General features: G+C 69.2%; 20 protein-coding genes. 10 read left to right on the top strand and 10 right to left on the bottom strand.

Annotation, left to right across the window (positions count from 1 at the left end; genetic code table 11):
- Positions 1-39: 39 nt before the first annotated feature.
- Positions 40-1,578, bottom strand: coding sequence for an alpha/beta hydrolase (locus DNK52_RS04765; protein WP_110239772.1), 1,539 nt, complete (start codon positions 1,576-1,578; stop codon positions 40-42).
- Positions 1,579-1,925: 347 nt separating this feature from the next.
- Here DNK52_RS04765 and DNK52_RS04770 point away from each other — a divergent pair, with 347 nt between their 5' ends.
- On the top strand, positions 1,926-2,411 hold the full coding sequence (locus DNK52_RS04770; protein WP_110239773.1) for a hypothetical protein: 486 nt from the start codon (positions 1,926-1,928) through the stop codon (positions 2,409-2,411).
- Positions 2,412-2,427: 16 nt separating this feature from the next.
- On the opposite strand, the gene DNK52_RS04775 is transcribed toward DNK52_RS04770, so the two are convergent.
- Complete coding sequence (locus DNK52_RS04775; RefSeq protein WP_110239774.1) at positions 2,428-2,715, bottom strand: hypothetical protein; 288 nt, start codon at positions 2,713-2,715, stop codon at positions 2,428-2,430.
- 102 nt (positions 2,716-2,817) lie between these two features.
- Entirely contained in the window at positions 2,818-3,360 is a 543-nt protein-coding gene (locus DNK52_RS04780; RefSeq protein WP_110239775.1) for a hypothetical protein, read from the bottom strand.
- Between the two features lie 223 nt (positions 3,361-3,583).
- Here DNK52_RS04780 and DNK52_RS04785 point away from each other — a divergent pair, with 223 nt between their 5' ends.
- A complete protein-coding gene (locus tag DNK52_RS04785; protein ID WP_110239776.1) occupies positions 3,584-4,246 on the top strand; it encodes a hypothetical protein in 663 nt (220 codons plus the stop codon).
- Between the two features lie 227 nt (positions 4,247-4,473).
- Entirely contained in the window at positions 4,474-5,034 is a 561-nt protein-coding gene (locus DNK52_RS04790; protein WP_110239777.1) for a hypothetical protein, read from the top strand.
- 23 nt (positions 5,035-5,057) lie between these two features.
- Here DNK52_RS04790 and metX read toward each other — a convergent pair whose 3' ends face one another.
- A complete protein-coding gene (gene metX / locus DNK52_RS04795) occupies positions 5,058-6,170 on the bottom strand; it encodes a homoserine O-acetyltransferase MetX (protein WP_110239778.1) in 1,113 nt (370 codons plus the stop codon).
- Between the two features lie 186 nt (positions 6,171-6,356).
- On the opposite strand from metX, the gene DNK52_RS04800 reads away from it, so the two are divergent.
- Both DNK52_RS04800 and DNK52_RS04805 read left to right on the top strand, forming a co-directional pair.
- Positions 6,357-6,998: a hypothetical protein gene (locus tag DNK52_RS04800; RefSeq protein ID WP_110239779.1), complete on the top strand. Its 642-nt coding sequence runs from the start codon at positions 6,357-6,359 to the stop codon at positions 6,996-6,998.
- A 103-nt stretch (positions 6,999-7,101) separates the two neighbouring features.
- Complete coding sequence (locus DNK52_RS04805) at positions 7,102-8,763, top strand: ATP-binding protein (protein WP_110239780.1); 1,662 nt, start codon at positions 7,102-7,104, stop codon at positions 8,761-8,763.
- A gap of 86 nt (positions 8,764-8,849) precedes the next feature.
- On the opposite strand, the gene DNK52_RS04810 is transcribed toward DNK52_RS04805, so the two are convergent.
- From DNK52_RS04810 to DNK52_RS04830, 5 genes are all read right to left on the bottom strand, one after another.
- A complete protein-coding gene (locus DNK52_RS04810) occupies positions 8,850-10,139 on the bottom strand; it encodes an O-acetylhomoserine aminocarboxypropyltransferase/cysteine synthase family protein (protein ID WP_110239781.1) in 1,290 nt (429 codons plus the stop codon).
- A gap of 118 nt (positions 10,140-10,257) precedes the next feature.
- Positions 10,258-10,554 (bottom strand): DUF1416 domain-containing protein, encoded by a 297-nt coding sequence (locus DNK52_RS04815; protein ID WP_110239782.1) that lies wholly within the window; start codon positions 10,552-10,554, stop codon positions 10,258-10,260.
- Positions 10,554-11,417 carry a sulfurtransferase gene (locus DNK52_RS04820; RefSeq protein WP_110239783.1) on the bottom strand — a complete coding sequence of 288 codons (864 nt, stop codon included), beginning with the start codon at positions 11,415-11,417 and terminating at the stop codon, positions 10,554-10,556. Before DNK52_RS04820 ends, DNK52_RS04815 begins: the two co-directional genes overlap by 1 nt.
- Before the next feature lie 76 nt (positions 11,418-11,493).
- Positions 11,494-11,985 carry a DUF4395 domain-containing protein gene (locus DNK52_RS04825; protein WP_204163365.1) on the bottom strand — a complete coding sequence of 164 codons (492 nt, stop codon included), beginning with the start codon at positions 11,983-11,985 and terminating at the stop codon, positions 11,494-11,496.
- Positions 11,986-12,413: 428 nt separating this feature from the next.
- Positions 12,414-12,881 (bottom strand): TlpA family protein disulfide reductase, encoded by a 468-nt coding sequence (locus tag DNK52_RS04830; RefSeq protein ID WP_239455385.1) that lies wholly within the window; start codon positions 12,879-12,881, stop codon positions 12,414-12,416.
- A 270-nt stretch (positions 12,882-13,151) separates the two neighbouring features.
- On the opposite strand from DNK52_RS04830, the gene DNK52_RS04835 reads away from it, so the two are divergent.
- The 3 genes from DNK52_RS04835 (at position 13,152) to DNK52_RS04845 (ending at position 16,258) form a co-directional block, all read left to right on the top strand.
- Positions 13,152-13,769 carry a hypothetical protein gene (locus tag DNK52_RS04835; protein ID WP_110239785.1) on the top strand — a complete coding sequence of 206 codons (618 nt, stop codon included), beginning with the start codon at positions 13,152-13,154 and terminating at the stop codon, positions 13,767-13,769.
- 99 nt (positions 13,770-13,868) lie between these two features.
- Positions 13,869-15,347 (top strand): signal peptidase I, encoded by a 1,479-nt coding sequence (locus DNK52_RS04840; RefSeq protein ID WP_110239786.1) that lies wholly within the window; start codon positions 13,869-13,871, stop codon positions 15,345-15,347.
- A gap of 299 nt (positions 15,348-15,646) precedes the next feature.
- Positions 15,647-16,258 carry a M73 family metallopeptidase gene (locus DNK52_RS04845; RefSeq protein WP_110239787.1) on the top strand — a complete coding sequence of 204 codons (612 nt, stop codon included), beginning with the start codon at positions 15,647-15,649 and terminating at the stop codon, positions 16,256-16,258.
- Positions 16,259-16,484: 226 nt separating this feature from the next.
- Here DNK52_RS04845 and DNK52_RS04850 read toward each other — a convergent pair whose 3' ends face one another.
- Entirely contained in the window at positions 16,485-16,799 is a 315-nt protein-coding gene (locus DNK52_RS04850) for a MoaD/ThiS family protein (protein WP_110239788.1), read from the bottom strand.
- 47 nt (positions 16,800-16,846) lie between these two features.
- Between DNK52_RS04850 and DNK52_RS04855 the strand changes: the two genes are divergently transcribed.
- Together DNK52_RS04855 and mshD are read left to right on the top strand one after the other, a co-directional pair.
- Positions 16,847-17,626: a response regulator transcription factor gene (locus DNK52_RS04855; protein WP_110239789.1), complete on the top strand. Its 780-nt coding sequence runs from the start codon at positions 16,847-16,849 to the stop codon at positions 17,624-17,626.
- 139 nt (positions 17,627-17,765) lie between these two features.
- Positions 17,766-18,596: a mycothiol synthase gene (gene mshD / locus DNK52_RS04860; RefSeq protein ID WP_110239790.1), complete on the top strand. Its 831-nt coding sequence runs from the start codon at positions 17,766-17,768 to the stop codon at positions 18,594-18,596.
- Positions 18,597-18,618 lie beyond the last annotated feature (22 nt).

Consider the following 18,618-nt stretch of genomic DNA (forward strand, 5'->3'; position numbering starts at 1 on the left):
TGATTGTCGCGGACGACCCAAGCAGGAGTGCCCAGCACCTCACCGCACCCGCCGCCCCCACTCCGGGTCGTACGGCGCGTCCCACCACGGGTCGTACGTGTGCTCGGCGATTTCAATCAGCTCGTCGCGTCCGGCGATGATCGCGCCGAGGTTGTCCAGCGCTTCACTGGAGTCGGAGAAGTAGCCCGAGTGTGCATCCCCCAGCCACCAGGTCGCCTCCTTCTCCTCCCGCTCCGCGCGGAAGCGGACGGCGCCGAAGTCGTCGGAAGACGGGTCCCGACCCAACCCCTGCCCGCTCTTCCCGACCCACCCTTCGTCGCCCAAGGTCCCCACCAGGTCGCGGCTATCCCGGGCCACGAAGACGTTGTTGGCCCCCACCCCCAGGTCTTCCGCGGTCCGCGCCGGGCCCGCTCCCGGACTACCGACCAGGGCCACCGCGTCCACGTCCAACCCCCACGTCGCCGCTGCCGTGGCCACGGTCGTGGAGCCATAGCTGTGGCCGATCGTCGTCAGGCGCCACCCGTCTCCGGCGCGCGTCGCACCCAGTCCCTCCACGGCGGTGGCCAAGGCCTCACCGCCTTCCTCCGCGCGCGTGGTCGTCCGCAGCGCCGGGTCGGTGGGGCCGTCCGGGGCGTCGTACGCGAGCCAGTAGAGCCCTGCCGGGTCCTGGGCGCCCGCCTCCTGTGCAGCTGCGAGCAGCCGCTCGAGTCGACGCACCTGGCCCTCGACCCCACTCGTCTCCGAGCCGGCCCCCGGCACCAGGAGCGTCACCTCGTCGGCTTCGTCCAGGTCGCCCGACGCGATCGCGACGCGGCCGTCTCCACCGTGGGCGCCCGGGTCGTGCAACCAGAGGGCCCGGTCCTCACCTCCCGACAGCGCCTTCTCGACAGCGCGCGAGTTCTTCAACGACCTGGCCTCGCGTGCGTTCAGACTTCCGTCCCGCTGCTTCGCCGACGCGAACAGCACGCCCGCGGCCAACGACAACCGGTTGGCCTCGTCGCGCACCGCAGCCGGCAATCCGTCAAGACTGCCCAACCCCTCCCCGTGTTCAGCCAGCGCCGCAGACCGCGCCCCCTCGTCCAGACCCCGCCACCACTTCGCCACCTCTCGCGGTCCCGCCCCGTCGACCTCTGCAGGCAGCCGAGGGGGCGTCCGGGAGCGCGCCGACCACCACGGCGCCGGACCGTCCCGGGTCAACGCCTCCGCCGTCGCGGCCGCCTCCTCCAGGGCCGCGATGAAGTGCCCCTCCCCGGTCGCCACCCGCGCCTTGAGGTCGACCAACTCCCCCGCGACGGGCGCGTCGAACTCGTCCTGCCAGGTGCGCAGGTCGCGCGCGTACGCCAGCACCGCCCGCCCCAACTCCCGGCAAGCCCTGACCCACTGTTGATGCTCGGCTCCAAGGCGCCGCGTCGCCTTCACGTGAGCGCTGTACGCCTGCCCCGCCCAGGCGTTCTTCCGCCAGCGCTGCACCGCCAACTCGCAGCACTCCTCGTGGCGGGCCGCCAACGTCAGGACCGCCCGGGCCCAGCCCTCCAACGCGGCGGGTTCACCCACGGGTCGCTGAATATCGTCTTCCATGGAAGGACTCTGGGCGTCACCCGTCGCCGACGCGCGCGCTCGTACCCAGCCGCCGGGGGACGCGTAAGGCAAGGGCGGTTGTGGGCGCCACGCGGCTACCTACCGGTCTAGACCAGTCGCCCCACCACCTCACCGATCCGGTCTCACTAGTTACGCCCTATTGAGGACGGCGACCAAGTTGAACCACCGAGTCAACGTATGCCGTCTTGGGTAGATCCCAGCAAAGGGACATTCCCGGTCGTAAACAGACTCAAGCGTCACCCATTCACGCTCTGCTGGACCCCTGATCGCTCGTCCTTCTTCCGTCACCAGACGGCGGACAGCGCCGAGCCGAGGGGTAGATCCGCATGCCGCACGACTCCGACAGCTCCGGGGCCACCGCCAGCCGCCGTACGGTCCTGCGCACCGCCATCTGGGCAGTGCCCGCGATCCAGATCGCCGCCGCCGCGCCAGCCTTCGCGACATCGACACCCGAGCAGCTGACCCTCGCCGGGGTCGCCGCCGAGTGGAAGGGAGTGAACCTCACCCTCAGCGCCACCGCCTCCTACTCAGGGAACCAGACGCCCCAGAACCTCATCTTCACGTTTGCGGTCCCCGCCGCCGCGGGCAGCCAGACCGAGATGTCCCTGCAGACCGGCCCGGGCGCCGACTGGCAGACCGTGTTCAGCCCCGGCGGCCTCATGGTCTCCGTTGTCCGGAGGACACCGATCCTCACCAGCCCGGTCGCGGTCAGTCTGAAAGTGCACGTCAAGCCGCAGCGGCCGGGCGCCATCACTGCCACCGTGACCACCAGCAACATGGGCCAGGTCAGCGGGGCCGTCACTCCCGCTTGACTGTGAGCACGCCGCCTCACCCACCCAACCCCTCGGCCACCCGCCGGTCCACGTCACCCACGTCGGCGACCACGCCGCGCAACGCCTCCGCCAACCCGTCCGCAGCGCGCACCCCTGCCTGCGTACGCCCCCGGGCCGCCGCCCAGAAGCGCGCCGCTGCCGGGCGTACGGCCTCCCCCGACGCCGAGAGCGAGAGCGAGAGCGCCGCAAGCTCCCGCTCCGAATCACGGAGCCATTCGGCAACCTCCTCCCAACTCATCGCGCGTCGGATCAGGGCCTCGGGCTGCACCACCAATTCGTCCATGCGTCGACTCTCTCGGCACTGATCGGTTCGCGGGCGAGCGCGTCCCAACTGGCAGCGACGGCGCAGGGACGAGGGTCACTGGGGACGAGCCGGGGTGATTCGTCAGAGCCGGCGGCACTGACCTTCCTTGTTGCCCTCGACCCTGTTCTTGCCGCCCCGGGGCGCGGGCTTGTTGGACTTGCACTGGAGGTTGCCGTCGACGACGTTGCGCTTCACCACGAACCGCTTGCCCCGGTTGCTGGTGAGCTGGATGTCCCCGTCGACGACGGTGTCGAGAATCTTGCCGCCGCGGGTGCCGCGCTTGAGCTGGATGTTGCCCGCGACGACGCTGCGCTGGCCCTGCCATGCGCGAACGGCCACCCGCCTGGCCTTGTTGCCCTGGATGTTGCCGTCGACGCGGACACCGCGGGCGATCAGGTAGCCGTCCCCCTTGACCTCGATGTTGCCTTCGACGCGCGTACGGGTGAGGGTGCAGGTCGCCCCGCGCGGCACGACGATGTTGTCGTCGATCGTGACCTTGCCGATCGTGCCGCGGCAGACACGGTCGTCGGCGTGGGCGGTGGTCGAGGAGGAGGCGAGGAGGCCGGCGCTGAGCAGGGTGGCCGCGAGGGGCAGGGTGGCCAGAGAGGCGAGGACGCGCTTCATGAGGAACCTTTCGACAGGTGTCCGCAGGGACAACGCTTCGGGGAGATCCGCATGATGGCGCGGCAAGGTGAAGCCCAGGTGAACGACCGTGAGCCAGTTTTCTGGAACCACGGCCATGCCGTCGGCGCCTTCTCTAGGCTGACGCCTCACACGGACCAGGCGAACTCGGACGCCTCCGCGCGCCCCTGTCAGTTTCTGTCTGATTCCAGCCCAACGAGGTCTCATGAGCAGCGTCCCCGAGTCTCACCTCGCCCTGCCGGCGTCCCCCGGCGGCTCCACCCGCCGGGGGATCCTGCGTACGGCGATGTGGAGCGTCCCCGCGATCACGGTCGTCTCCGCAGCGCCGGCGTACGCCGACTCCACCGGACCCGCCGCAGCAACGCGCTTCGTCAGCTTCGACGCGCTCACCTACACGTGGCCCGACATGGAGGGAGTCGAGCCCGAGGAGCCGTGGGTAGACGGCGCCATCGAGTACTTCATCGAGACCGACGAGCCGGGCCCGAGCCCTGCCGTCATCGTCCACGTGACCTTCCCGGACTCATGGACCGAGAGCGGCACCCGCGACGTGACCGTCACCTACGGGGGCGACTTCTCCGACTTCGGCAACTGGAGCCCCTCCGTCTCTCCCGTCGACGGGGCGATCCTGACGAGGAACTCGCTCTCCTTCGCGCACCCCTTCGGACTGCCCCTGGGCGATTTCAACCCCCACATCGATCGCCTCTCGTTCACCGCCTTCGTGCGCGGCGTCGACCTCTCCTACACCACCGACCCGATTGCCCTGGCGTACGAGTTCGTCGACCAGGCCGCGGCCGAGAGCGCGGGCTGGGGCATCGCTGCGAACTCCAGCCCGGCCATCCTCCACTTCGACGGGAACTGGGGCGGCTGACCCTCACCTGAGCGGGGGTCTATGCCGAATGGGGTAGCAACCTCCACCATGGGCCATGCGGCCCGATCGTTCGTACTACCCACGGTTGGGGATTTCGTCCGCCCAGCCCCTGTGCGTGGTCAGTTCCGCACCACCTGCCACGCCTGCGTTGGTTGACTTCGAGCAATCTCGGGTGTCCACACGCACCGTCAGCCCTCGGGCCGACACGTCGCAGGAGCCCCTCCCTCATGGCCCACGAAGCCACCGCAACGCCACTCCGTACGCACGCCTCGCCGTCGCGTCGCGCCCTCCTCGGCGCCGCCGCCTGGAGCGTGCCGGCCATCACCCTGGCCACCGCGGCGCCCGCCTTCGCCACGTCCGGAGAAGCGCCCGTGGCGGGCACCAAGCTGGCCGCCGTGAGCCCGGCCGCGACCATCACCACGACATCGACGGGTGCCCGGAAGATCACCGGCTCCGTGGTCATCAAGAACCCGACCACCACCGCTACGACCGGACTGCAGGCGATCTTCTCCATGCCGTCCAGCTACCTGCCCAGCGGGACCCCGGCGATGACCCTGTCGAGCACCATCGGCAACTGGACCCTCACCGGCTTCGCCAACAGCGGCAGCATCCTCACGGTCACCCTCAACGCTCCCCGCCAACTCGCAGCCCAGAGCAGCACCACGATCAGCTTCTCGGTGACGGCGCAGATGCCCAATCTGCCCACCACCGCGCCTGCGGTCTCGGTCCGGTCCGCGGCCAGCAACATGCCCGGCGCACCAGCCTGGGTCTCGTTCCTCCCGGGCTGACTCTGGGCGCCGCAGACCTGCTGTCAGCTCTGCAGGAACCCGGCGATCCGCTCGTGGTAGCCGACCGGCTGCAGCAGGAACGAGTCGTGGCCGAAGGGTGAGCTGAGCTCGGCGAAGTCGACCTCGACCCCGCACGCCTCCAACTGCTCGACCATCTGCATCGACTGTCGGGTGTCGAAACGCCAGTCGGTGTCGAACGAGGTGACCTGGAAGCGGGTCCGCGCCGCAGCCAGGCGCAAGGGCGTCCACTCGTCGGCGAACGGGTCGAAGTAGTCGAGCAGCCGCGTCAGGTAGAGATAGCTGAGCGCGTCGAAACGGTCCAGGAAGACATTGCCCTGGTGCTGCAGGTAGTGCTCGACGGCGAAGTCGGGCTCGAGCTGCATCTCGTCGCCGACCGTGTCGCGACGGTGGCCGAACTTGGTCTCCAGCGACTGCCCCGAGACGTACGTGATGTGGGCCATCATCCGCGCGACCTTCTGGCCGTGCCGCGGGACGGTGCCGTGCTCGACGTAGCGCCCGCCGTAGAACTCCGGGTCCTCCATGATCGCGGTGCGCGCGACCGAGGAGAAGGCGATGTTCTCGGTGCTCAGCTTGGACGAGGCCGCGACCAGCACGGCCCGCTCCACCTCGTCGGGGGCGTCGATCGCCCACTGCAGGATCTGCATGCCGCCCAGCGAACCCCCGACACCGGCGTACAGCCGCTCCACCCCGAGGTGGGCCATGAGCCGGCGGTGCACCGCGACCAGGTCGCTCATGTGCAGCAACGGGAAGTCGAGGTAGTACGGCTCGCCCGTCGCCGGGTTGGTCGACAGCGGCCCGGTCGTGCCCGAGCAGCCGCCCAGGATGTTGGGCGAGACGACGAAGAACCTGTCGGTGTCCAGCGGCTTGCCGGGGCCGATGATGTTGTCCCACCAGCCGCGCTTCTTGGCGCCCAGGTGCAGGCCCGCGGCGTGCGCGTGGCCGGTCAGCGCATGGCACACGAAGATGACGTTGTCGCGGGCCGGGGAGAGCTCGCCGTACGTCTCGTAGGCCACCTCGACGTGGTCGAGGCTGCCGCCGCCACGCAGACGCAGCGGGTCGCCCTCAGTGAAGAGGACGACCCGCTGCGTCTCGACGTAGTCAAGGGGGCCGCTCACCTGAGCATGATCCCATGCGCGCCCGGTGCGACGCGCCGTCAGGGTGCCGGGGTGGACACGGGTGCGTCACGCGGCCCACCGGCGCTCTCCCGGGTGTGACGGAGGAGTCACCCGTTCGAATACCGAAAGTATGTTACTGAGTGGTAATTTGATTGTGTTCCAATCGCCTCCCCCAAGGAAACCCCTGTGAGCACCCACCGCCCCTTCGACCTCCACGAGTCACCCGCGCGTCGCGGCTTCAGCCGCCGTACGGTCGTCCGCACCGCCGCCTGGTCGGTCCCGGCCGTCACCGTGGCCGCGGCCGCTCCCGCCTTCGCGGCCTCGGGCGCCCGCGACACCTGGTACCCGCTGACCGGGGCCACCGCCACGTGGAACATCACCAGCGGGAAGCGCTGGCTCGAGGTCGGTCGCCAGACCTCGACCTCCCTGAGCGGCATCCGCATCGTCACCACCCGCGACTCACGCGTGATCGCGCCGAACACACTCAAGGTCAACGTCGCCTTCCCCCACCGCTTCGTGCGCAGCGACCTCGGCACGACCGACCGTGACCTGGTCGTCAAGGACGTCTCCAACGGCTGGGTCGCCGGCCCTCCTCGCTACTTCCTCAACGGCACCGACAACCGCTACGCCATCGTGACCTTCACCTACACCGAGGCCCTGCAGCCCGGCGGCGGCCTCTTCTCCGGCGGCACCCTGCCCCTGCGCTTCGACGCGCGACGCGACACCGCTGCCCAGCACATCACGTACTACGCGGTCGACGGCCTCGCCTTCACCTACACCGCGCCCGGCTTCTCCCCGCCCGGCAACGGAGTCATCGCCATCGTGTGACCACGCCCCCCCATCCGGGGGTTTCGCCTCTTCGTGACGAGCGACACACTAGGCTCGGCCGAGTCACCGAGTGTCGAACTCACGGAGAGGGATCGTCGCGCGCATGTCCGAGTCGTCGAAGAGCTACGCGCTCCACCGGCACACGTACGTGGTCTGGCAGGTCTCCACCTTCGCGCTCACCGCTCTCGTCGCCGCCGGCGTCCTGACCTTCGCAGAGCCGGGCACCGTCGGCTGGCCGACCTACGCCGGTCTCGGCTTCCTGGCACTCCTCAGCGCCGTTGCGTCCCTGACCTACTCCCGGCTGCTGACCCCACGTTGGCGCATCGTCGTGCCCGTGATGTCGCTGTGCGCGCTGACCGTGATGGGCGCCGACATCCTGCCCGTGATGCCGATGGCCACGATGGTGATGACCATCCCCCTGCTGTGGCTGGTCTTCGAATTCGGCCGACGCGGTCTCGTCGTCGCGGTCGTCGCGCTCGCCGGGATCCTGACCATGGTCTACCTCGTGGACGTCATCCCCTCGGGCAGCGGACCGGGGTGGCTGCAGTTCCTCCCCATCCCCCTGAGCGGCATCGGCCTGCTCTTCGGCGCCCACCAGATCGCCGCCACGCTCGCGCGCCGCGAGCACCAACTCGTCGCCCAGGCCCGCGAGCTGCGTTCCACCCTCGACAGCTCCGAGGACCAGTTGCTGATGCTGCGCGGAGTGCTCGAGACCATCGACGCCGTGATCGTCGCCTACGACGCCGACGGCGAGCTGATCTGGGACAACCCGGCGGCTGTGGCGGTCGCCGAGCGCGCCGGGATCACCACTGCAGGACACCCCGCCGGTCAGCTCCGCATCTACGCCGAGGACCAGGTCACCGCGCTGCGCCGCGACGAGATCCCGCTCGCCCGCGCCCACCGCGGCGAGGAGTTCGACGCCCAGTTGACGTGGTTCGGCGAGCCGGGCGACCAGCAGGCCCACCTGCTCTCCGCGCGACAGATCCGGCGGGCCGGCGACGACGTGCGCCACGGCTACGTGATCGTCGGCCTCGAGGTCACCGACCTGCTCCAGGCGATCCGGGTGAGGGAGGAGTTCCTGACCACGGTCTCCCACGAGCTGCGCACGCCACTCACCTCGATCATGGGCTACCACGAGCTGCTCGAGGACGCGATCGACCCGGCCGACGCCCCGGTGCTCAAGATGCTCGCGGTCGCGCAGCGCAACGCCCAGATCCTGCTCAACCGCGTCGGCCAACTGCTGCAGGCCTCCGGCGACGGCGAGACCCGCGCGATCGAACGCCGCCGGGTCGACCTCCCCGCCCTCGTGGAGACCGCACTCACCAAGCACCACCCCGGCGCCGAGACCCTGACGGTGCAACTGCAGCACCAGGTCGAGCACGACCTGAAGGGCAGCGTCGACCCCGACGCCTTCGAACAGGTCGTCGACAACCTGGTCTCCAACGCCCTCAAGCACACCCCGCCGGGCGGCTCGGTGAGCGTCTGCCTGGACCGGAAGGACGACGCGCTGCGACTCCGCGTCGCCGACACCGGCTCCGGGCTGACACCCGCCGAGCAGCGCCACGCCTTCGACCGCTTCTACCGCACTGCCAACGCCAACGCCCAGGCCATCCAGGGGCTCGGGGTCGGCCTCTCGGTCGTGAAGTCGATCGTGGAGGCCCACGACGGCGAGGTCACGGTCACCAGCAACCCGGGCTTCGGCACCACCTTCACCGTCACCATCCCCGACGAGGACGCGCGGACGCTCGACGCCGCCGCCGACTGAAGACGTACGACGAAGCCCGGCCGTCCGTGGGGACGACCGGGCTTGCGTGAGGCTGGGTGCCCCGTTGAATCAGTTCACTCCAGCGATCAGCTGGTGGTGGCCGCCAGGGCCTGGGTGAGGTCGTCGATCAGGTCGTCGACGTTCTCGATGCCCACCGAGAGACGCACCAGCTCCTCCGGCACACCGGCCGACTCCAGCTCCTCGGGCGTCAACTGGCTGTGCGTGGTCGTGGCGTTGTGGATCGCCAGCGACTTCGCGTCACCGATGTTGGCGAGGTGGCTGAAGAGGTTGAGCGCCTCGATGAACGTCTTGCCGCCCGCACGACCCGACTTCAGGCCGAAGCTCAGGATGCCGCCGTAACCCTTGCCCGTGCCGATCCGGTCGTGGACCGCCTTGTAGGGGCTGTCGGCGAGACCCGGGTAGGAGACCCAGGTGACCGCGTCGTGACCCTGCAGGAACTGCGCCACCTTGAGCGCGTTCTCGCTGTGACGCTCCATGCGCAGGTGCAGCGTCTCCAGGCCCTGGAGGAAGAGCCAGTTGTTGAGCGGGGTCGAGGCAGCGCCCGTGTTGCGCAGCAGCACCGTACGCGCCCGGATGATGTAGGCGAGGTTGCCGACGGCCTCGGTCCACACGACACCGTGGTAGGCGCCGTCAGGGCCGGTCAGGCCGGGGAAGCGCTCCGAGTGGGCTGCCCAGTCGAAGTTGCCGGAGTCGACGATCACGCCGCCGATGGAGGTGCCGTGGCCACCGATGAACTTGGTCGCCGCGTGCACGACGACGTCGACGCCGTGGTCGAAGGGACGCACCAGGTAGGGCGTCGGAGCGGTGTTGTCGACGATGAAGGGCAGACCCTGCGCGTGCGCGGCCTCCGACCAGGCGTCCAGGTCGATGACGTTGATCTTCGGGTTGCCGACAGTCTCGCCGAAGACCAGCTTGGTCTTCTCGTCGACGTACTTGGCCAGCTCCTCGGGCTTCTCGGGGTCGACGAAGCGGACCTCGATGCCGAACTGCGGCAGCGTGTGCGCGAAGAGCGCGTACGTGCCGCCGTACAAGGTGGAGAGCGCCACGATGTTGTCGCCGGCGTAGGTCAGGTTGAGCACCGCGTACGTGATCGCGGCCGAACCCGACGCCGTCGCCAGGGCGCCGACGCCGCCCTCGAGCTGCGTCATGCGCTCCTCGAAGACGTTCTGGGTCGGGTTCATGATACGCGTGTAGATGTTGCCCGGCTCAGCCAGCGCGAAGAGGTTGGCGGCGTGCTCGGTGTCGTTGAAGACGTACGAGGTGGTCTGGTAGATCGGCACGGCCCGGCTGTTCGTGGTCGGGTCGGCCTCCTCCTGACCGGCGTGGACGGCAAGGGTCTCGGGGCGGTAGGTCATGCGGGGCTCCTGGGTCGTGGTGTGGGGCGACTGTACTGAGGAGATGCTGACGGGGAGTGAGCCCGCGCTGACGCGGACCCACTCCCCGAGAGTGTGGTGCTGGGTGGTGCTGGGGTTCTCAGACCGCGATCTGGACCTCGGCCACCGAACCGATGGCGGCGTGGACCTTGCGGTCGACCGGCTCGGCCTTGGGAGCCAGGGCGCGCAGCGTCCAGACACCCTCACCGGCGAAGAAGCGGAAGTGGCCGGTCGCGGAGACAGGCACCTCGGCGGTGAACTCGCCGGACTTGTCGAGCAGACGCACGAAGCCGGTCGAGATCGGCTCGCCGTCGCGGGTCACCTGGCCCTGGATCACGGCCTCCTTGGCGACGTTGACGCCGTCGAGCGACAGGCCGCCTTCAACTGCGCCGCACATCAGGCGCCCTGCCCGTCTGCCTGGCCGGGCTCGTCGCCGAGGGCAACCGGAACGCCGACGAGAGAGCCGTACTCGGTCCACGAACCGTCGTAGTTCTTGACGTTCTCGAAGCCCAGCAGCTCCTGCAGCACGAACCAGGTCAGCGACGAACGCTCACCGATGCGGCACAGCGCGATGGTGTCCTTGGAGTCGTCGATGCCGACCTCGTCGTAGAGCTTGCGCAGGTCCTCGTCGGACTTGAAGGTGCCGTCGTCGTTGGCGTTCTTGCTCCACGGCACGTTCAGCGACGTGGGGATGTGACCGGCGCGCTGCGACTGCTCCTGCGGCAGGTGGGCCGGGGCCAGCAGACGGCCGGCGAACTCGTCGGGGCTGCGTACGTCGATCAGGTTCTGGACGCCGATCGCCTCGACGACCTCGTCGCGGAAGGCGCGGATCGAGTGGTCCTGCTCGGTGGCGGTGTAGGACGTCTCCACGCGGGTCGGGAGCTCCTTGGTCAGCTCGCGGGCGTCGAGCTCCCACTTCTTGCGGCCACCGTCCATGAGCTTGACGTTCTTGTGGCCGTAGAGCGTGAAGTACCAGTAGGCGTAGGCCGCGAACCAGTTGTTGTTGCCGCCGTAGAGGACAACCAGGTCATCGTTGGAGACGCCACGCGAGGAGAGGAGCTTCTCGAACTGCTCCTTGTTGACGAAGTCGCGACGGACCTGGTCCTGGAGGTCCTGGGTCCAGTCGAGCTTGATCGCGGTCGGGATGTGGCCCTTGTCGTAGGCGGCGGTGTCTTCGTCGACCTCGATCAGGACGATGCCGTCGGCGCCGAGGTTGTCCTCGACCCACTGGACGCTGACGAGGGAGTCTTCGCGGCTCATGGCTGGTGTGTCTCTCTTTCGGTGGTGTGGTGGTGCTTGCAGTCTGGAGGTGGGTGGGTGAGGCAGGTGGGGCGTCTCAGTGCCCGGTGGCCCGGCGCAGCAGGAGGTACATCTCGCAGCCCAGGCAGAAGGCGAAGACCGCGTTGAGCAGGGCCGCCGCCAGGGCGAAGCCGACCGCGACCAGGGCGACCAACTCGGCGCCGGCAAGGAAGGCGACCAGGCCGACGACCGCGAAGGTCAGGCCGACCGCCTGGGCGAACCGCGGCGGCGCCGGGTCCTCGAGATGCGCGGGGGCGGCGAGGCGGGGGCGTACGACCGTGCGGAAGAGCCAGGCGTACGGGGTGCGGGCGACGCCGAACGCTGCGCCGGCCGCGAAGAGCACCGTCTGCACGGCGAGCAGGACCACCGCGAAGGTGCTCGGTGCGGTGGCGAGCACTGCCGCCAGCACGAGCGTGGTGATGGCCGCGCCGAACTGCGGGCCGCGGGGGTCGATCTGCAGGCCGGGCTGCGGCTGGGTCTCGACGCCGGGCTTTGCCTGGTGGCCGGTCTGGGTCTGGGTGGAACTCATGTTCTGCGTCCTGCGTCCTGAGTCGGAGGGATCAGCGCTTCGTGATCGCTGCTCGCTGCCCGCGGGCGACGTCGGGTCGCAGCGCGGCGGAGGGCCGGTCCAGCCATCGGGCCCGGCGAGCCGGGGCACAAATGGGTGGCGTCAGCCTCAGGACATTCGACAGAGGGAGGAGCGCACGCGGCAGTGATCCACTGCGCGTCGCTTCGTCAACCAAGTCGAACTCATGGAGTCGAGATTAGGGGCGGTCCGCGACCTCGGCCAATCGGCGTCTCACGATGTGGTCAGGCGTTCCAATCAGTGAGATGGCACCGCAGGTCGACCAGGCCGCGCGCCGCCGACGACCACCACGTCGGAGACTCGACACATCAAGCGCCTCAGTGCCGCTCAACGTCACGCTTCCACTCCCGAGTCTCCGACGTGGTGGCTACTCATTCGATGAGCGCGAGCGCCGCCAACACCTGTTGCTTGGTGGGCGCCCCGGTCGCCCGGGTGACCTCGCGCCCGGACGCGTCGAGCACGAGCGTGGTCGGGGTGCGCATCACGTTGACCCGACGTACGAGCTCCAGCTGCGACTCGGCGTCGACCTCGACGTGCGCCACGCCGGGAACGACCGCGGTGACCTCCTCGAGGACGCGCCGGGTCGCGCGGCAGGGAGCGCAGAACGCACTGGAGAACTGCAGGAAGGTGGCCCGCTCGCCGAGCTGGTCGGCGTACGCGGTGCCGGCGACCGCCGACTCGGTCGACTTCACACCCCGCTCCTCACTGCTGGCCTGGTCGTTGGACTCCTGAAGGACGGGTTGCTCCCCGCCGCGCACCCGGTGGGTGCCGCGGAAGCGACCGTCCGTGGCTGCACGCCACAGTCCGAAGGAGACGGCGAGAACCACCGCGACTAGCAAGACCCATTGTCCTGTTGACAAACCGACGGTTCCTCTCGCAAACGGCGACGTTGCACTCCAAGTGAGCAGCCATACCTCATTTTGGGTGTACTAATTTGGTGATTCTGACCCAAAAACACGATGCCACCTCTACCTTCAAAGAGAAGGACTCCCCTGATCGCTCGCGATCGGAGTGGCCGGAAGTGCCCGTGACCGGGGGGTCGCGCTCCACCACCTGACGCACCCGCGTCCAGGTCTTGCAGGCATACCCTCACCACTTTAGGACGCATCATGCAGAAGTCCCGCAAAGTTCTCGCGGCCCTGGCCACACCGGTCGCCGTTGTCGCCGCCGGCGCCATGGTCTACCAGGCCTCGTACGCCGCCTTCACCGGCACCACGAACAACACCGGCAACGAGTGGTCGACCGGCTCGATCAACCTGACCGACGACGACAACGGCGTCGCCATGTTCCGCGTCTCCAACCTGCTCCCCAACGACACCGCCACCCGCTGCATCGAGGTCACCGCCAACGCCAGCGTGCCCTCGACCGTGCAGGGTTACACGGTCTCGCCGGACATCACCAACGCCAAGGGCCTCCAGGACCGGATCAAGATCACCATCCAGGCGGGCAACGGCGGCTCCTTCAGCACCTGCACCGGCTTCACCGCCGTGGGTGCACCCACGGTCACCGCTGCACCGCTGAGCTACCTCATGGCAAACGTCAACAGCTGGGACACCGCCGCGGGCGAGTGGGCGATCCCCGGCGGACCCACCGCAGCCAAGCGGACCTACCAGATCACCTACTCATTCGACACTGCCGGCATGACCCAGCAGCAGATCGACGGCCTCCAGGGCGCCAAGGTCGGCGTCGGCCTCCAGTGGGAGATGCGCACCAACGAGGCTCCCTGATCCTCGTCGGGTGGCGGCCCTCCGGGGCCGCCACCCACCTGCTCGTCCACCGCGAGCACAGACGTACGTCCAACCCGATCGCGCCGGAAGGTGAGTGAGATGGCTCGGCCCTCCTCCCAGACGACGCTCGAATGGGCCGAATTCACCGCTGTCATCGGCGCCCGCATCTACCGCGCGATGCTGCTGACCCTCGTCGCCATTGCCTTCGCCCCCCTGCTGCTGAGCTGGCAGGCGTACGTCATCAAGACCGCCTCCATGGAGCCCTCCATCGACGTGGGCTCCGTCGCCCTGGCCCGCCCGTTCGCGGCCGACGAGAAGGTCGACGTCGGGCACGTCTACATGTTCCGGGACCCCTCGGCCGACACCGAGCGCATCCTCGTCCACCGCGTCGTCGAGCTGCGCAACGAGGGCGACTACCTCACCCAGGGCGACGCCAACACCACGCCCGACACCACGCCCATCGTCGCCGAGGACATCACCGGCCGCGGGATCCTGCTGGTGCCCTACATCGGGCTCCCCATCGTCTGGATGCAGAGCGGCCAGTGGGTCCTGCTCGGCATCTGGCTCAGCCTCACCGTCGCCGCCTTCTTCCTCGCCGCCCGCAACATCGAGGGCGAGCCGCCCAAGTGGACGATGCGCCGACTGCTGCGGGAGAAGTTCCGGCGCACGCCGCGGCCTCCCGTCGAGAGCGACACCGAGGAACGCGTCCTGGCCCGCGGCACGCTGGGGGTGCTCGGCGTACGCGCCGTGCTCACCACCCTGGTCCTCTGCATTGCCGGCACCACGGCTTTCGGCAGCGCCAACGCGACTTACACCTCCAGCACCAACAACGTCGCCAACACCTTCACCGCAGGCAGCTGGCAACTCCCCTACGTCGCAGCCGTGACGACCGACAATCCGCGTGGATTCTGGCTGCTCGACGAGACCAGCGGCACGGCGGTGCGTGACCGATCGCAGACCTACCTCGACGGGACCACTCGCGACGGCACCGTGACCCGTGGTCTCCCCGGGGCACACACGGCTCGCAACCCGGGCACCAGCTTCCGGTTCGCCGGCGGCGGCGCACTGCTCCACCCCTCCGAGATCACCCCTCCGAGCAGCCACACCGTCGAGCTCTGGTTCAAGACCACCTCGACCCAGGAGGGCTACCTGATCGGCTTCGAGGACCAGAGCACCAGCATCTTCGCCCTCGGAAACTTCAACCGCACCGTCCACATGGACGACGGCAGGATCGTCGTCGGTCACTGGACAACCACCGGCCGCAGCCTCGTGACCACCCCCGCCCGCTACAACAACGGCGCCTGGCACCACCTGGTCGTGACCTCCGTGCCCGGCTCGGGCTCTCGCGGTCCCACCGCGACCATCTACCTCAACGGCGTCCAGGTCGCCCAGGGTGAGACCTCCTCCCTGTCGGCGTTCAACGGCCAGTGGCAGATCGGTGAGGGGCGCCGCGCCGGCGCCAGCTTCATCACGCCGTTCCCGGTCGAGCGGACCTTCAGCGGCGACATCGACGCCGTCGCGGTCTATCACTCGGCCCTGAGCGCTGCCCGGGTCAAGGCGCACTACGACGCTCGCTGACGCCCAGACAGGCGGCACTCCGACCCGACGAGACCACTTCGGGGGGTCACCAGACCGCCCTCTCCGCACACGACAACCACCTCTTTCCCATGTGATCCAAGTCATACCCATTATTGAGTATGAAGTTCTCCGATAACCGTCCCGCCGAGGTCGATTCACACCTACCGTCTGGAGTGAAGAAGCTCCTGGATCGCTCAGCGATGGGAGTGGCGGCCAGCGCCCAACTCGGAGGGCCGCACGACAACCTGAGCGTGAACTCGCGCCAGGCAATGCGCACCACACCACCCCTAGGACCCCCCATGCAGAAGTCCCGCAAAGTTCTCGCCGCCCTCGCCACGCCGGTTGCTGTCCTTGCCGCCGGCGCGCTCGTCTACCAGGCCTCGTACGCCGCCTTCACCGGCACCACGAACAACACCGGCAACGAGTGGTCGACCGGCTCGATCAACCTGACCGACGACGACAACGGCGTCGCCATGTTCCGCGTCTCCAACCTGCTCCCCAACGACACCGCCACCCGCTGCATCGAGGTCACCGCCAACGCCAGCGTGCCCTCGACCGTGCTGGGCTACACGGTCTCCCCCGACATCACCAACGCCAAGGGCCTCCAGGACCGGATCAAGATCACCATCCAGGCCGGCAACGGCGGCTCCTTCAGCACCTGCACCGGCTTCACCGCCGTGGGTGCACCCACGGTCACCGCCGCTCCGCTGAGCTACCTCATGGCAAACGTCAACAACTGGGACACCGCCGCAGGCGAGTGGGCTGTCGCCGGCGGTGCTGGCGCGGAGAAGCGGACCTACCAGATCACGTACTCGTTCGACACGGCCGGCATGACCCAGCAGCAGATCGACGGCCTGCAGGGCGCCAAGGTCGGCGTCGGCCTCCAGTGGGAGATGCGCACCAACGAGTGAAGCGTGCGGGTGGCGGCTCAGCCCGCCACCCGCCCTTCCCCGTACGTCATCACGTCCGGTCGCCCGGACGACCCCGCACCATGACGTCCCGCGTCGCACCCCCGTACGTCATCACGTCCGGTCGCCCGGACGACCCCGCACGATGACGTCCCGCGTCGCACCCCCGTACGTCATCACGTCCGGTCGCCCGGACGACCCCGCACGATGACGTCCCGCGGGAGTGGGATCAGCCGCCGGCGAAGGGCGGCAGAAACTCGAGCGTGCTGCCGACCGGCACCAGGACTGATGCGGCATCAGCCAGTCCGAGCGGGCGGTCGTCGACCAGCACCGAGCAGGTCGCCAGGACCCGCGGCAGCGTCTCCGCGTCGGGGTGCAGGGCGAGCGCCCGCTCCCGCAGCTCAGCCACCGAGACCGGCCCGTCGACGTCGATCACATCGGACTCGGCGCCGGCCGCCGCGCGCGCCCCGGCCCAGTAGCGGAGTGTGATGTGCGCGACGCCACGACCAGCGGATGGACGCTTCTGCACACCTGAGGTCGACATAGAAGATATTCTCACCCCCACCCCAAAGAAGTGAGGAGGCGGCACGCATGAGCACTCTGCTGCTACTCACCAGCACCCTGCAGGCGTCCGCGGAGGTCCTCCCCGGTCTGGCGCTGCTCGGCCACCAGGTGAAGATCCTTCCCGCCGAGGGCAGCGCGCTGCTCGAGGCACCCGATGCCGACCTCCTCCTGGTCGACGGCCGTCAGGACCTGGCGCATGCCCGAGACCTGTGCCGGCTGATCCGGACCACGGGGGCAGAGATCCCCGTCCTGCTGATCGTCACCGAGGGCGGGATCGCCGTGGTGGCCCACGACTGGGGCATGGACGACGTCATCCTGCACACCTGCGGGCCGGCCGAGATCGAGGCCCGGGTGCGCCTCGCGATCGGGCGCCTCACTGCCCAACGCGAGGCTGCGGACCCCAACGCGCACGTCATCCGCAGCGGCGAAGTGGTGGTCGACGATGCCACGTACACAGCGCGCCTCGGAGCTCGAACCCTTGACCTCACGTTCAAGGAGTTCGAGCTCTTGAAGTTTCTGGCCCAGCACCCGGGTCGGGTCTTCAGCCGGCAGCAGTTGCTGCAGGAGGTCTGGGGCTACGACTACTTCGGCGGCACCCGCACCGTCGACGTGCACGTACGTCGTCTGCGCGCCAAGCTCGGCCCCGAACACGAGACCCTGATCGGCACCGTTCGCAACGTCGGCTACCGATTCGTGCTGCAGAAGGACCGCAGCGAGGCCGCTGCCGCCAACGAGGCCGCTGCGGACGCCGCCGAGGCGAGCGCTGACGCCGCTGCAGCAGCCGCCGCAGAGTCCACCAGCCGCTGAAGGCCCGCAGGCCCCCAACCCGGGACGTCATCAGGAACGGTCGCCCCGACGTACGCACACGATGGCGTCCGCAAGGCGCAGCCGTCCGACTCGGGCAGGGCAACAGCCGTCTCACCTGCGAGGGCAATAGGCTCCTGCCATGCCCAGCATCGAGGCCATCGCCCAGCGCGCCGCCGCCGCCGACGGCGCCGCACCGCTCGACGAGGCCACCCTGATGGCGTTGCGCTCCGGACAGGTGAAGTCGACCCAGCACGACGGCGCCTTCTACCTCGTGCGCGGCACCGAGCTGACCCTGGTCGTCGACCCGCCGGCGCGACGCCATGGCCTGGGCACCGCTCTCCTCGGGGAGGCACTCGCCCAGTACCCCCAACTCAGCAGCGCGTGGAGCCACGGCAACCACCCCGGCGCCGCCGCGCTCGCAGCCTCCGCCGGCTGGGACCGCGTACGGGACCTGTGGGTCATGCGTCGGCCCCTCGGTCCCGACGCCGAACCGCTCCCCGAGCTCGAGGTGCCCGCCGGGGTGAAGCTGCACCGTTTCGGCGAACGTACGGGCGACTCGTACGAGGTGCTCCGGGTCAACCGCGAAGCCTTCGCCGACCACCCCGAGCAGGGTTCGATGGACCTGGTCAACATGGCGCAGCGGATGGCTGAGCCGTGGTTCGACCCCGCCGGCCTGATCCTCGCCGCGCCCGACAACGGTCTCGGCACCCTCGGCTTCCACTGGACCAAGCGGCACTCCGAAACCCTGGGAGAGGTCTATGTCGTGGGCGTCGACCCACGCTCACAGGGCCGCGGGATCGGCCGGCTCGTCACGCTGGCCGGCCTGCACCACCTCGCCGACGAAGGCATCACCGAGGTGCTGCTCTACGTCGAGGCGACCAACAAGGCGGCCGTGAGGACGTACGAAGGCCTCGGCTTCACCCACGCCGACGCCGACACGCACGTGATGTACGCCCGCCAGCCCGACTGAGGCTGGCTCGCAGCTCTCGCCA

The sequence above is a fragment of the Nocardioides gilvus genome, from assembly GCF_003194605.1.
Lineage (GTDB): Bacteria > Actinomycetota > Actinomycetes > Propionibacteriales > Nocardioidaceae > Nocardioides > Nocardioides gilvus.